The sequence below is a fragment of the Klebsiella sp. Q11 genome, from assembly GCF_964241505.1.
Taxonomy (GTDB): Bacteria; Pseudomonadota; Gammaproteobacteria; order Enterobacterales; family Enterobacteriaceae; genus Klebsiella; species Klebsiella michiganensis.
The window spans coordinates 74,329-89,194 of the sequence record NZ_CAXSXW010000011.1 but is presented as its reverse complement, the minus strand read 5'-3'; the positions used below and the strand labels follow the sequence as shown (position 1 = coordinate 89,194).

The window sequence follows — 14,866 nt, the reverse complement described above, 5'->3', positions numbered from 1 at the left end:
GCTCCTCATCTGACAATAAGAACAGGCGGTTGGTTTAGTCTATGTTTAATAAGTGAATCGCAGGATCGGATTCCTTCTGCATAATAGCCCACCCTGGCAGCTAAAGAGATAATTCGGACAGAAATATGGCAATGATGCGTTTTACCCGGCTGCTGAATAAGTCGGGATTAAGATTAGTCTCGGTGGCGAAAAAAGCCATCATTGGGCTGCTGGTGGTCGTGATCGTCTTTTTTATTGGCCGTATTTACGAATCGCAGCGCGGTCCGGCGCTGCACCGCTGGCATACCTGGACGGCGAATGAAATGAGCGCCAGCGAGATTGACCGCGCCACTTTTGCCGAATACCAGACGCGGGAAGCGGCGATTTTCCGCGATATGAAAAGCAGCATTACCGACACGCTGAGCGACGATGAAAAAACGGCCATTAACCGCTTTTACGCGCAAAGTCTGGTCTATCCGGATAAGTTTCATCCCGACTGGAACCGCTCCTTTATTTTGCTGCCGCAGGGCAAACCGCGCGGCGCGGCGGTGCTGCTGCACGGCCTGACGGATTCGCCCTACAGCGTACATTATCTGGCGCAGCGCTATCAGCAGCTGGGATTTGTTGCCGTCGCGCCGCGGCTGCCTGGACACGGTACCGCCCCCGGCGCGCTCACCGCGGTGGACCGCGAAGAGTGGATCGCGACAACCCGGCTTGCGGTGCGCGAAGCGACGCGGCTGGCGGGGGATGACGCGCCGCTGCACGTGGTGGGCTACTCCAACGGCGGGGCGCTGGCGCTAAAATACGCCCTCGATAGCCTGGAAGATAAGTCGCTGCGGCGGCCGCAGCAGGTCATCCTGCTGTCGCCGATGATTGGCGTTACCGCGTTTGCGCGTTTTGCCGGGCTGGCCGGTTTACCTTCTGTATTTCCGGCTTTCGCCCGCGCGGCGTGGCTGAACGTCGTCCCGGAGTTTAATCCCTATAAATACAATTCGTTCCCGGTGAAGGCGGCAAGGCAGTCATGGCTGTTGTCGCAGGCGCTGCAGCAGCAAATCGTGCAGGAAGCGCAGCGTCAGCGGCTTTCTGAACTGGCGCCGGTGTTAACTTTTCAGTCGGTGATGGATTCAACGGTGAGCACCCGGGCGGTGGTGGATTCGCTCTACCGTTATCTGCCGGATAACGGTAGCGAACTGGTGATTTTCGATATTAACCAGGCGGCGAATTTGCGCGCGCTATTTCGTCCCTCGCTCTATTCGGCGGTGAATACGTTATTGCCGCCGGCGCCTCGGCCCTACGGCACCACGGTGATTACCAACGCCGCGCCCGACACCTACGAGACGGTGGCCCGCACCACGCTTGCCGGGACGCGAAGCGAAACCGTGACGCCGCTGCATATCGCCTGGCCGCAGGATATGTATTCACTATCGCACGTGGCGGTGCCGTTCCCGCTGACCGACTCGCTCTATGGCCGCGAACCGGCGGAGAAAAATCGCTACGGGATCAGCATCGGTACGATCTCGTTGCGCGGGGAAACCTCAACCCTGAGCGTCGGGCTGGATACGCTGATGCGCGTCACGTCCAACCCGTTTTTCCCGTGGATGATGGCGCGCATTAACCATCATATCGCCTGTAGCGAGCAGGCGGATATCGCTGCCTGTCTCCGTTCGCAGGAGGCGGCCTCAGAATAGCGTGAGGTGCATCACGGTGCGGATGGCGATCCCGGCGATAGCGCCAATCGCGGCGAAGCGGAACAGGCGTACGAAGCGCGAGCTGACGCCCAGAAAGATGCCGATGCCGGGAAGATCGAACGTTTGCACTAGCAGGCCCGCCGAGGCGTTGATCTGGCTTACGGTCGCTTTACCCTGCTGGACGAGCTCGGAGACCACGCCGAAATAGGCCGTACCGCCGGCAACGCATTTGACCAGCGCCGGCAGCACGAAGTTAACCGGAATATTCAGCCACAGCAGCAGCGGCAGCAGCAGGCGCTGAAGCATCTCAATCAGGCCTGCCGCCTGCATAAATCCGACGATGGCCAGCGACAGGATCAGCATGGGCACCGCGCCGAGGGCCAGGCGGATGGCGTCGGCACCGGCGCTGTTGATAACGGCGATAATCCCCTGGCTATTTTGCTCCGCCTCAGGCAGCGCGTCGGCCCGCACGTTTTCAACCATCGATAGCCTGCGGCCGGCGATATGCCAGGTGACCGCGGCGGCGCACAGCCCGCCGACAATCGAAATGATGATTGAGGCCAGCCAGTGCAGGCCGAAGGGCGTTAACGGGTAGAAAACGTTGCCTTGACCCATGGCGAAAAGCATCGCCAGCGTGGCGGCCATATGCCGGTCCGAAGCGCCGCGTTTATCCATAATCGCGAGGGTCGCCAGCGGGGCGGCGAAGCTGACAAAATTCATCTGAATCAGGGCAAAAGCGCTCATCCCGGTTAAGCCGAACGGCTTAAGCAGCGGGGCGAGCCAGCGAACGATGGTGTCCAGTACCCCGCGGACCTCCAGATATTTCATCACGATGAGCATGACGACCATGATTGGCAACAGCGTATAAAGCGCCACATCGACGGAGGTTTTCCCCGCCGACATAATAATGCTGATGAAGTCCATCTATTTCTCAATCACTGCGGGCAGAAAGGATAATTAGCGCCATCATAATCCCAGCGGCAAGGAAATGAAATCACCGCGGCGGCGCTCTCTGTCCTGAAACGGGCGTTTAACTGGACTTGCAATTAGCCCGGGACGGTGCAGAAAATTTGTTGGTTGATATTTGCAAAGCCTGTTTTTTGTTCCCAAACTGAATGAACACCGGGCGACTTTCTTTAAGGATAAAACGATGCGACGTTGTCTGCGGCTAGCGTGGGGAGTAGCGTTTATTTTCGCCTTGTCGGTACAGGCTGAAACGAAGGTCTATGGTGAGCAGCGCATCAGCGGCTGGTGGAGCTGGTTGAAAAACGACGTCTCGCAGACCTGGAATGAGCCGCAAAACTACGATTTATATCTGCCGTTTCTCAGCTGGCACAACCGCTTTATGTACGATAAAGAGAAAACGGATAACTATAATGAAATGCCGTGGGGCGGAGGTTTCGGCGTTTCCAGATATAACGCGGAGGGCAACTGGAGTTCGCTCTACGCCATGATGTTCAAAGATTCGCACAACGAGTGGCAGCCGATTGTCGGCTACGGCTGGGAAAAGGGCTGGTATCTTGATAGCCGTCGTGACTTTCGCCTGGGTCTTGGCGTCACCGCCGGGATCACCGCCCGCGATGACTTTGCCAACTACGTACCTCTGCCGATTATTTTGCCGCTCTTCTCCGCCAGCTACCGCCGTCTGAGCGTGCAGTTCACCTATATTCCCGGCACCTATAATAACGGCAACGTACTGTTTGCCTGGCTGCGCTACGGTTTTTAAATGCGCAGGCGGCCATGACCTGAACCGGCGAGCGTCAAATCGTAATCACTTTTTTGACCACCGAATTGGACAGCGCGAGCATCGAAATCAGTACCGAAGTGATAAACGTAAGGACAATCAGCATTAATTTTGTCCCCAGCGAGTTAATCGGGATAAACGCGGTGAGCAGGTGAAAAACGGAGTAGTGGAGAATATAGACGCCGGTCATCGTTTTGCTAATGGTGGCGAGAAGGGTCTCCTTGAACTCGCTGTTTTTGCGAAACCGCACGCCGTTGGCGGCAATAACCAGCGCAACCACCAGAATATAGATTTGTGAACCGGTCAGAATGAACGCATTTCTGTCGGCCTTAAACAGGGCGAAAAAGAAATGCCGCTCGTAAAACCAGGTAAAAAGGTAAATAAACGGAATGGCGATCATCGCGCCTTTGACCACTTTTTCTCGCCTGAGCCAGTCGGCGACCAGCGGGTCGCTGAACAGCTGACCGGTCAGATAAAACAGCAGCCAGGTCCACAGGCGGTACTGCGGCGCCAGGCTCAGCGCATGGACATTCGGGTACAGCGCGGACAAAAGATCGTAACCATACGAGAGCAGCAGCAGCGTGAACACCGCGGCAAAGAACGCTGTGCGTCTTTGGCTGAGCCACTCGATAACCGGGTGAAAGGTGTAAATGACGATAAACGCAAATACAAACCACGGCTGGATAAGATAGCCGCGCTGGTAGGGCTCCCAGAGATAGTACACCGTCATCCAGAACAGAAAGACGATCACCACGCTTTTGATTTTGCCCAACTGCCATTGTGAGTCGTGGCGAGACTGTGAATCCAGATAGCCCGCCACCACAAAAAACAGCGGCGTGGCGATAGTGGAAATAAACGTCAAAAACCCGAGGATCCAGTGATAGTCATAATCATAGCTATCCCAGGTGTTGTAAATGGTGAAGAAGGTCACCGCCGTCATGCATCCCAGCGTTTTAATAATATTTAATCCGGTACTGTTCATGGTTGTCGCTTCATATTCTGATTGTGGAAACAGGCGTAGATTACCGGCAGAACCAGCAGCGTCAGAATAGTAGCAAAACCCAGACCAAACATGATAACGACCGCCATGCTCTGGAAGAAAACGTCGAGTAATAAAGGCGCCAGGCCGAGCACGGTGGTAAACGCCGTCAGCAGGATAGGGCGCAGACGCGAAGTGGCGGCATCAATAATCGCCTCCTGCTGCGCTTTTTCCTGTTTCTGCTGTTCAATCTCTTCTACCAGCACGATGCCGTTACGGATCAGCATTCCGCTCAGGCTCAGCAGACCGATTAACGCCATAAACCCAAAAGGGATCCCGGTGATTAAAAAGCCCGGCGTTACGCCAATCAGCGCCAGCGGCACGGTCAGCCAGATGGCGATCGCATTTTTCAGCGAACTGAACATCAGGACGGTGATGACAAACATCACCAGGTAACCCAGCGGCAGGGTAGTAAACAGCCCCTGCTGCGCCTCGCTGGAGTTCTCCGCATCGCCACCCCACTCAATGCTGTAACCGTGCGGCAGAGCGAGCGCATCAATCTGCGGCTTCACGCGGGACAGGATATCCCCCGACGTCTGGTGGCTGAGCGGGTCGGGATCGGTCTGTACCGTCAGCACCCGGCTGCGATCGCGGCGCAGGATTAGCGGATCTTCCCATTCAAGGTGAAAGCCGCTGACCACGTTACTGAGCGGAATATACTGCTGGCGGCTCTGGCTCCAGACCAGCACGTTATTCAGGTGATTCGCGTCCTGGCGCTCGGCGGCGGGCGGGCGGACGATCGTCGGCAGCAGGTCGGCTCCCTCACGGTACAATCCAACGCGGCTGCCGGAGAAGTTCATCTCCAGGGCGTTATCAATATCCTGTTTATCAACGCCCAGCTCGCGCCCAAGCGCGGGGGAGTACTGCGGACGAATAACTTTGCTACGGTTTTGCCAGTCGTTGCGAACGCCGTCGGTGGCCGGGTCCGCGGAGAGGATATCGCCAACCTGGCTGGCGAGCAGGCGCAGACGGTCGGGGTCCGGACCTTTAATCCGCACCTCGATGGCGCTGTCGCCGGAGGGACCGAACATCACGCGCTTCGTGCTGGCGTTCACCTGCGGGTAGTTGCGCGCAATATAGCGATCCACATGCTGCGTCAGGGCGGCAATGCTGCGCTGGTCGTCCATGCGCACCATGATCTGCGCATAGTTGCTGTACTGCCGTTGCCCGCTGTAGGTGAGGATAAACCGCATACTGCCCTGACCGACGGTGGCCACGGTGGTGACCACGCCCGGCTGGCCGTTAATGGTGGTCTCAATATCGCTGGTCATCTTTTCGGTGGTCGCGATATCGGTACCGTAGGGTAGCCAGAGATCGACAAAGAAAATCGGCGTATTTGACGAGGGGAAAAAGTTTTGCCGCACCGAGCCGAATCCCCAGATAGCGGCGGCCAGCAGCGCCGCCATGATGGTCAGCGTAATGGTTTTGCGCAGCAGAAGAGCACGCAGAGCCTGCTGGTACAGACGGTAAAAGCGCCCGCCGTACGGATTGGCGTCGGCCTGCGCCACCGGCTGCGATTGATTTTTAAACAGCCACCATTTAATCAGCACCGGGGTAATGGTCAGCGCCGAGAACCAGCTCAGCATGAGCGAAATCAGCAGCACCTGGAACAGCGATTTACAGTATTCGCCGGTCGAGTCCTGCGACAGGCCAATCGGCGCAAAGGCGAGAATGGCAATCACCGTGGCCCCCAGCAGCGGCAGCGCCGAACGGCGGATCACATAGTTAATCGCCATGAGCAGCGTTGACCCCTGCTGGCGGGCGATCAGCACGCCTTCGACGATGACGATAGCGTTATCGACCAGCATGCTCAGGGCGATAATCAACGCCCCCAGCGAGATACGCTGCAGCTCGATACCCCACAGGTACATGATCAGCAGCGTACCGAGCACGTTGAGCGCCAGCGACAGGGCGATAATAATGCCGCTGCGTACGCCCATAAAGATCAGCAGCACGCCAACCACAATCGCCAGCGCCATCAGGAAGTTGGTGATAAAGCCGTTGACCGAATGGGCGACTTCCGCCGCCTGATCGTAGAACAGGTCAATGTTGATTCCGGCCGGTTTTTCCGCCGACATCTGCTCCAGCTTGCTTTCCAGCGCGCGGCCAACGTCAATCACGTTAACCCCGGGTATAAACGACACCCCCATAGTGACCGCCTGTCGGCCGTTGGCGTGGTAAATGCTGGAAGGCGATTCGCTCAGCCCGCGCGAGAGGGTGGCAATATCGCGCAGCCGCGTCGCCGTTACCGAGCCGTGCGGGCTGATTAACAGGTCGCCAAGCTCGTCGAGGTTGGCAAACTCGCCCGTGGGATGCAGGCGAATCGATTCGCTGCCGGATTTAATCTCACCGGCGTTAGACACCACGTTCAACCTGCTCAGTATCGCCGCCAGCTGGTTGAGCGTGATTCCGCGGGCGGCCATTTTCGCCAGCGAGATATCGATGTTGATCTGCTGGGGGATCGCCCCGCCGATGGCGACTTTGCCGACGCCGGGGACCAGCACCAGTTCGCGACGCAGCTGCTCGGCATAGCGAACCAGCTCAGGGTTGGTAAAGCTCTCGCCGGAGAGGGCAAAGAAGAAGCCAAAGACATCGCCAAAATCGTCGTTCACAAACGGAGCGGCGACGCCGGGAGGGAACTGGCGGGCAGCGTCGCCCACCCGGCGGCGCAGTTCATCCCAGATTTGCGGCAGCTCGCGGGAGTGGTAGCGCGAGGCGATATTGACGGTAATTTGCGACAGGCCGTTGGAGGAAATTGAGCTGACGTTGTCGAGATACGGCAGCTGCTGCAGCGCGTTTTCCAGCGGCAGGGTGACTTCTTCTTCCACCTGCTGCGCCGACGCGCCGGGATAGTGGGTGACCACCACCGCGGTTTTGATGGTAAACGCCGGATCTTCCAGGCGGCCAATATTCAGCAGAGCGAAGATCCCGCCGATGCCCAGCAGCAAAATGGTCAGCCAGACGCGGACCGGGTTGTTAATAAACTGGCGGGAAATATCCATTACAAACCTCGTTCACGCGTCCAGATACGAACCGGCTGTTGCGCATGTAATTCGCTGACGCCTGCCGCCACTACGCGCTCGCCGACGCTGAGCCCTTCGGTAATCACCACGCCCTGAGAGGTCACCGGGCCCACGCCGACTTTTCTCTCTTCCAGCTTGAGCTGGTCGCCGCTGCCCTGTACCACCCAGACGTGGGGCTCATTGCGCGGGCGATTATCCGGGTTAAACACCGCTTCAACCGGCACCACCACCGCGTTTTGACCGGCGCTGGCGGGCAGGTTTGCCAGATTGACCGTCACCGTTCCGCTAACGCCGCCCACCGAGGGAAAGTCGGCCGGCCGCGGCATAGTCAGTATGATTTGCCAGGTGAGCGTGCTGCTGTCGCTGCTGCCGGTATGTTCTTTGTAGTCGGCGGTAAACTGGCGATCCGGCATGGCGTTAATTTTGACGACAGGACGATACTGCGCGTTGCGAATATCCAGCGCGGTAAAGAGGTTTTCCGGAACGCTAAACACCACGTCGAGCAGATCGGTTCGCGTCAGGGTCACAATGGGCTGTCCGGCGGCGACAACCTGGTGGTTACGTACCGGCACGTTGGCGGCAACGCCGCTGAACGGGGCGGTCAACGTCATTTGCGACAGCTCTTCGCGGGCGATTTTCAGCGCGGCGTTAGCGGCGTCGCGGTTGGCCCGCTGGATATCCATTTCCGCCTTTGAAATCGCCTGACGCCCGGCCAGCGTCTGGAAGCGATCGAACTGCCGCTGGGCGAGGGTGGCAGCGGTTTGCCGTTCATTCACGCGCTGCTGCGCTTCCCGGGCGTTGAGCCTGGCAAGGGGCTGCCCCTGAGTAATATTGGCTCCCTGACGGACATCAAGAGATTCAATCTGGCCGCCGCGTTTGAAAGACAAATCGGTGGAGTCCCCGGACTCAATGCGGGCGGGAAATACGCGCTGCTGCGCATCACCGATAGCCACCACCTCGGCGACTTTGACCATCCGCGGTAACGGCGTAATTTCAGGCGCTTTCCGATCGCAAGCCGTTGTTATTAAAATAACAAGCGGAATGAGAGAAAAATAACGGTTCACTGTATTCCCCTCGAAGTAAAAGGCTATATTTTACATATTATTCACAATCGCTGTATTTATTCAGCGAGGGCCGAGACAACGAAATAGGTAATTAAACCGGTAGCCGTACAGGCGATTATTGCCAGGGCAATAAACAGGCTCAGGCGAAACAGACTGTAACCGAACATCGTTCCTCCTTTAGCGCTAACGCTTAGCTAAGTAAATTCTTATCGTAATAATTATTGTGGGGCGACAGAAAGTGAACAAGCCACTGATAATGAGGATAGTCGTAGTAAAACGGAAATGTTAAAAAGAGCAAAAATTACGGCGATGGCGACGATTTTACGGGGTTTGTAGTCGAATTGTCTGGCTGCGCCTGACTCTGTGATATTTTTCAATATATTAATTGGCGACTTAATAATGTTTATCGTGGTGTGCTACGTTTAATTATACCTACACGTCTTGCAGATTTTGTTCTTGAGATCTTTTCCTCAGCGCCATTGCCCGGGCTGTTTTCACCACCTTTTTTAGGTAATAAAAGGATTGTCTCTATGTATAAAAATATCCTCGTGCCGGTTGATGTGTTTGAAATCGGTCTGGCGGACAAGGCCTTGTCCCACGCCCAATTCCTTGCGCAAAGCTCTTCGGGACAGATTCATCTGGTACACATCATTCCCTCTTTTTCTCCGGTACTGACGCGCGGTTTTATTTCCGATGCACGAAAAATGGAGGACTATCTGATTAATACTGCTAAGGAAAAGCTGGCAGAGCTGATCAAGAAACTCGCGCTGACGGAAAAGGATATTCAGATTCACATTCGCAGCGGCAACATTCGCGATGAGGTGACCAAACTGGCCGATGAACTGAAAGCGGATGTGGTGATCATCGGTTCGCGCAACCCGAATATTCAGACGCATCTGCTGGGGTCGGAGGCGGCAGGAATCGTTCGCTATGCCCATGTTCCGGTTTTTGTGGTGCGTTAAGGGCGGCCTGAGGCTGTCCTGATTTCCGTTACAGGAGTGAGGAGATAACTATGAATACAGAAAAACCGGGCGGCCCGTTCTATCAGCTCTCCGTAGAAGAAACCCTGACCAGCACCAACAGCACTCCGGAAGGCATCAGCGGCGCCGAGGCGGCGACGCGTTTGCAGCAGTATGGCGAAAATGCGCTGCCGCAAAAGGCGGGAAAGCCGGCGTGGCTGCGCTTTCTGGCGCATTTTAACGATGTGCTGATCTATGTGCTGCTGGCGGCGGCGCTGCTGACGGCGGTCATGGGGCACTGGGTGGATACCCTGGTGATCCTCGGCGTGGCGGTGATTAACGCCCTGATCGGCCATATCCAGGAGAGCAATGCGGAAAAATCGCTTCAGAGCATTCGCAACATGCTCTCCAGCGAGGCGGTGGTTATTCGTCAGGGCAACCATGAAACGATCCCGACAACCGCCCTGGTCCCCGGCGATATCGTCGTCATCCGCGCAGGCGATCGCATTCCCGCCGACCTGCGGGTGATCGAAGCGCATAACCTGCGGGTGGAAGAGGCGATTCTGACCGGCGAATCGACGGTGGTGGAGAAAAGCACCGAGGCGCTCAGCGGCGAACTGCCGCTAGGCGATCGTACCAATCTGCTGTTTTCCGGCACCACGGTGAGTTCGGGCGGCGGAAAAGGCCTGGTGGTCGCCACCGGCGGCGATACCGAGCTCGGCCATATTAACCAGATGATGTCGGATATCGAAAAACACCGTACGCCGCTGCTGGTGCAAATGGATAAGCTCGGCAAAGCCATTTTTATCATCATTCTGGTGATGATGGCCGCGCTGTTTGTCTTCAGCCTGCTGTTCCGCGATATGCCGGTTTCTGAGCTGATGCTGTCGTTGATTAGCCTCGCGGTGGCGTCGGTGCCAGAGGGTTTACCGGCGATTATCTCGATAATCCTCTCGCTCGGCGTGCAAACCATGGCCCGTCAGAAGGCGATTATCCGCAAGCTGCCCACAGTGGAAACCCTTGGGGCGATGACGGTGATCTGCTCGGATAAAACCGGAACGCTGACCATGAACGAGATGACGGTGAAGGCCGTTATTACCGCCGATAACGTTTATCGGGTGGAGGGCGACAGCTACGAACCGGTAGGGAATATTCATCCGATCGATGAGCCCGATCCGATAACCGTTGCCCCCGGCACGCTGCTGGAACGCTATCTGCGCACCATCGATCTGTGTAACGACAGTCAGCTTATCAAAGACGAAAGCGGGCTGTGGAAAATTACCGGCGGCCCGACCGAAGGGGCGCTGAAGGTGCTGGCGGCGAAAGTCCCGCTCCCGACGGTCAACACCGAGCTGCGCAGCAAAATCCCCTTTGATTCACAGTATAAATATATGTCGACGCTGTACCGCATCGGCGATGAAGAGATGATTTTGATTACCGGCGCGCCCGATGTCCTGTTCCGTCTGTGTCAGCATCAGCAAACCGACCATGGCCTGGCGCCGCTCGATCAGCCTTACTGGGAAGCGAAAATCGAAGAGTACGCGCGGGAAGGGCTGCGGATGGTGGCAGCGGCGTGGAAACCGGCAGCCGACGGGCAAACGGAGCTTAGCCATGAGGATTTACAGCAGGGCGTCATTCTGCTGGGGGTTGCCGGGATGATGGATCCGCCGCGACCGGAGGCGATTACGGCGATCGGCGACTGCCTGCAGGCCGGGATCCGCGTGAAGATGATCACCGGCGACCACCCGCAAACCGCGATGAGTATCGGCAAGATGCTGGGGATCGGCAATGCGGAAAACGCCATCACCGGTAGAGAACTGGAGGTGATGGACGATATTCAGCTCAGCGAAGCGGCGCAGAAATTCGATATTTTCGCGCGTACCAGCCCGGAAGATAAATTCCGCCTGGTGCAGGCGCTGCAAAGCAGGAAAGAGGTGGTCGGGATGACCGGCGACGGCGTGAACGACGCCCCGGCGCTGAAGCAGGCCGATGTCGGGATCGCGATGGGGATTAAGGGCACCGAAGTGACCAAAGAGGCCGCGGATATGGTGCTGACCGACGATAATTTCGCCACCATCGCCAGCGCCGTCAGGGAAGGGCGTCGGGTATACGACAACCTGAAGAAAACCATTCTCTTCATTATGCCGACCAACCTGGCGCAGGGGCTGTTGATCATTATTGCGCTGCTGGCGGGGAATTTAATTCCGCTGACGCCGGTGCTGATCCTGTGGATGAACATGGCGACCTCCGCCACGCTGTCGTTCGGCCTGGCGTTCGAAGCGGGCGAGAAGAACATCATGCGGCGTCCGCCGCGCGATCCCAAACTGCACGTAATGGACGGCTTTGCTATCTGGCGGGTGATTTTTGTCGGTTCGATGATTGCCGTCAGCGCCTTTGTGCTTGAAGCCTGGCTACAGCCGCGCGGCTATTCGCCTGAGTTTATCCGCACGGTGCTGCTGCAGACGCTGGTCACCGCCCAGTGGTTCTATATGCTCAACTGCCGGGTGGCGGACGGCTTCTCGCTGAGTAAAGGGCTGCTGGCGAACCGGGGGATCTGGATTGTCAGCGGGGTGCTGCTGGTGCTGCAGCTGCTGATTATCTACGCGCCGTTTATGCAGATGCTGTTTGGTACCGAAGCGCTGCCGTTCCGCTACTGGGTTATCACCTTTATTATCGGTTTTGTGATGTTCCTGATTGTGGAAGTCGAGAAGCCGCTGACCCGGAGATGGCGTACGGCCTGATATTGAGCAGAACGCGGCATTCCCGGTAGCCCGGCTAAGCGCAGCGCGAGCCGGGCTACCCGTGATGTGATGATGGGTTCCCCGGGCAGGCGCAACGCGCCGCTCCCGGGATAACCTCGTTGCTTGCAATTGAGATTGATATTAGCAATCATTATCACTACCGAGGGTGTGCTGGAAACAATCAACCGATGTCGCTTCGCAAGTTTTGTTTTGCTTCTCCGCCGAAAGGGCGGATTTTTATCGCCGCGCTGGTCTCCACGCTTTATGGCATTAACGCTTACGCCAGGCCGGATATGCGCCCGCTGGGGCCGAATATCGCCGACCGCGGTTCCGCGTATTATCACTTCAACGTTGCTTATTTCGATTCCCTTGATGGCGAACGGCATTATAAGGTCTGGACGGCGATACCGAACGCGGCGCCGCCCGCGCAGGGGTATCCGATTCTGTACGCCCTGGACGGCAACGCGGTGATGGACCGGTTGTCCGACTCGCTGCTTGAGACGTTTACGCAAAAAACGCCGCCCGTTATTGTGGCCATCGGCTATCAAACGAATTTGCCCTTCGATCAGCCCGCCCGAGCCTATGACTACCGGCCGAAAGTAGAGGAGAATCCTGCCGACGCCGGATGGGACCGACGGAAGAGCGGCGGCAGCGAGGCATTTCGCCAGCTATTAGAAAATACCATCGTGGAAAAAGTTGAGCGCGGGATCGCTATCAACCCTCAGCAGCGGGCTATCTGGGGGCACTCCTATGGCGGATTATTCATCATTGACGCCTGGCTGGCGTCATCCCGCTTCCAAATCTATTTTTCTGCCAGTCCTTCTCTGGGACGGGGCAACGCCTCGCTGTTAGCAAAAATGGCCGCGGCGAAGGCGGATGCGTTTAACCGGAAGACCCTGTACCTGATGGAGGGGGCGGTTGCGACCCAGCGGGCCTCTTCCGCGGGAGCAGAAGAGATCCGGGGCAACGTCCTGCAGACGGTTTCCCTGCTCAAGAAAAATGGCGTGGCGGTCAACTGGTGGCCCTATCCCGGGCTGTCTCACGGGGAGATGTTTAGCGCCTCGCTGCAAAGCGCGCTGCTGGCGATGAGCGGTTTTCCCCGGGGCTCGGGCAATTAGTCGAAGATGCATTTTCGCATACCGCCGAATGAGAGCAGGGCGCATTAACTGGCGGCCCTGCTGTTTCGATGTTTAAGGCAGTTGACGATAGGCGTCGTCGGCGACCGGCTCCAGCCATTCGTTAGACGCACCTTCGGCAGGGACGGCAACGGCGATATGGGCAAACCAGCTATCGGCGGCCGCGCCGTGCCAGTGCTTGACGCCGGCGGGAATATTCACGACGTCCCCAGTGGTAAGCTCGCGCGCCGGTTGATTCCACTCCTGATACCAGCCGCGACCGCCGGTCACCAGTAAAATTTGCCCGCCTTTATGATGGATATGCCAGTGGTTACGGCAGCCGGGCTCGAAGACCACGTTACCGATATTGACCCCTTCCGTGGAGAGCATATTCAGGTAGCTGGTACCCTGAAAATACTGCGCATAGGCCTCGTTTTTCTCCCCCTTAGGGAAGATACCGTTACCGTCAAATTGTTGGTTCATGATGTCTCCACATTTCAGTTTCGGGCTTTTAAGCGGCCCCTTACGACTCGTTGAACAAAGTGTAGAGAAGGTTTGATTAAATGATAAGATGCGCAAATATGAATACACTGGTGCACAAAATTCACCAATGATGGGCAAAGAAAAACTCAACGACCTGCAGGCTTTTGCCACGGTGGCTCACGAGCGCAGCTTTACCCGGGCGGCCGCGATTCTGGGTGTTTCCCGGTCAGCGCTGAGCCATACGCTGCTGGCTCTGGAAGCGCGTCTCGGGGTAAGGCTGTTAACCCGCACCACGCGCAGCGTTTCGCCAACCGATGCCGGGAACCGTCTGCTGGCCGTTCTGGCGCCGCGGCTGAATGAAATCGAAGCTGAACTGGCTTCGCTGCGCGCTTCACGAGATAAACCCGCCGGGACGGTACGCATCACCGCCAACGATCATGCCATCGTCACCGTGCTGTGGCCCCGTCTGCGGCCTTTATTAACGCAATACCCGGATATTCATATTGAGTTCAGCGTCGGGTACGAGCTGACCGACATTGCCGCCCAGCGTTTTGATGCCGGCGTACGGATGGGCGATCAGGTGGATAAGGACATGATTGCGGTGCGCATCACGCCCGATGTGCAGATGGCGGTGGTTGCCGCCCCCGCTTATCTTGCCGGCAGGGCGGCAGTAAGACGTCCTGAGGATCTGATGGCGCATAACTGCGTTAATTTGCGTTTGCCCACCCACGGCGCGCTTTACGCCTGGGAGTTTGAAAAGGGAAGTCAAAAGACCCGCGTTCGCGTTGACGGGCAAACCGTTTTCAACAATACCTTTCTGATGATTCAGGCCGCGCTGGACGGAGCAGGGATTGCCTATGTTCCTCACGACTTAGCGGCGAAATATATCGCTACGGGGGAACTGGTACCGCTACTTGCCGACTGGTGCCCTCATTTCCCGGGATACTATCTTTACTACCCGGGCCGACAGCATCTTCCGGCGGCGTTTACGCTGGTGGTCGACGCGCTGCGCTGGCACCGCAGGGGGTGAT

The 14,866-nt window shown here is 57.2% G+C and carries 11 protein-coding genes; 6 read left to right on the top strand and 5 right to left on the bottom strand.

From position 1 onward, the window contains the following. Window positions 1–125 precede the first annotated feature (125 nt). Window positions 126–1,667, top strand: coding sequence for a carboxylesterase (locus ACESQ2_RS18625; protein ID WP_134897791.1), 1,542 nt, complete (start codon window positions 126–128; stop codon window positions 1,665–1,667). On the opposite strand, the gene ACESQ2_RS18620 is transcribed toward ACESQ2_RS18625, so the two are convergent. After that, window positions 1,659–2,591, bottom strand: coding sequence for a nucleoside recognition domain-containing protein (locus tag ACESQ2_RS18620; protein WP_345911367.1), 933 nt, complete (start codon window positions 2,589–2,591; stop codon window positions 1,659–1,661). The genes ACESQ2_RS18625 and ACESQ2_RS18620 overlap by 9 nt on opposite strands. Before the next feature lie 226 nt (window positions 2,592–2,817). On the opposite strand from ACESQ2_RS18620, the gene pagP reads away from it, so the two are divergent. Continuing rightward, complete coding sequence (gene pagP / locus ACESQ2_RS18615; RefSeq protein WP_046878082.1) at window positions 2,818–3,393, top strand: lipid IV(A) palmitoyltransferase PagP; 576 nt, start codon at window positions 2,818–2,820, stop codon at window positions 3,391–3,393. Window positions 3,394–3,427: 34 nt separating this feature from the next. On the opposite strand, the gene ACESQ2_RS18610 is transcribed toward pagP, so the two are convergent. From ACESQ2_RS18610 to ACESQ2_RS18600, 3 genes are read right to left on the bottom strand one after another with little or no spacing between them, the layout of a single operon-like run. Then, window positions 3,428–4,351: an acyltransferase gene (locus ACESQ2_RS18610; RefSeq protein ID WP_162140813.1), complete on the bottom strand. Its 924-nt coding sequence runs from the start codon at window positions 4,349–4,351 to the stop codon at window positions 3,428–3,430. 38 nt (window positions 4,352–4,389) lie between these two features. Then, entirely contained in the window at window positions 4,390–7,452 is a 3,063-nt protein-coding gene (locus ACESQ2_RS18605) for an efflux RND transporter permease subunit (protein ID WP_373171070.1), read from the bottom strand. Beyond that, window positions 7,452–8,537 carry an efflux RND transporter periplasmic adaptor subunit gene (locus ACESQ2_RS18600; protein ID WP_032693512.1) on the bottom strand — a complete coding sequence of 362 codons (1,086 nt, stop codon included), beginning with the start codon at window positions 8,535–8,537 and terminating at the stop codon, window positions 7,452–7,454. Before ACESQ2_RS18600 ends, ACESQ2_RS18605 begins: the two co-directional genes overlap by 1 nt. Window positions 8,538–9,067: 530 nt before the next feature. Between ACESQ2_RS18600 and ACESQ2_RS18595 the strand changes: the two genes are divergently transcribed. From ACESQ2_RS18595 to ACESQ2_RS18585, 3 genes are all read left to right on the top strand, one after another. Next, a complete protein-coding gene (locus ACESQ2_RS18595) occupies window positions 9,068–9,499 on the top strand; it encodes a universal stress protein (RefSeq protein ID WP_014229901.1) in 432 nt (143 codons plus the stop codon). A gap of 50 nt (window positions 9,500–9,549) precedes the next feature. Beyond that, complete coding sequence (locus ACESQ2_RS18590) at window positions 9,550–12,237, top strand: cation-transporting P-type ATPase (protein ID WP_046878079.1); 2,688 nt, start codon at window positions 9,550–9,552, stop codon at window positions 12,235–12,237. A 188-nt stretch (window positions 12,238–12,425) separates the two neighbouring features. Beyond that, window positions 12,426–13,355: an alpha/beta hydrolase gene (locus ACESQ2_RS18585; protein ID WP_025106079.1), complete on the top strand. Its 930-nt coding sequence runs from the start codon at window positions 12,426–12,428 to the stop codon at window positions 13,353–13,355. Between the two features lie 72 nt (window positions 13,356–13,427). Here ACESQ2_RS18585 and ACESQ2_RS18580 read toward each other — a convergent pair whose 3' ends face one another. Continuing rightward, window positions 13,428–13,835 (bottom strand): cupin domain-containing protein, encoded by a 408-nt coding sequence (locus tag ACESQ2_RS18580; RefSeq protein WP_279908034.1) that lies wholly within the window; start codon window positions 13,833–13,835, stop codon window positions 13,428–13,430. 127 nt (window positions 13,836–13,962) lie between these two features. Between ACESQ2_RS18580 and ACESQ2_RS18575 the strand changes: the two genes are divergently transcribed. Then, the gene (locus ACESQ2_RS18575; protein ID WP_373171069.1) at window positions 13,963–14,865 is read left to right on the top strand and encodes a LysR family transcriptional regulator; all 903 of its coding nucleotides are present in this window, start codon (window positions 13,963–13,965) and stop codon (window positions 14,863–14,865) included. Window position 14,866: the final 1 nt, after the last annotated feature.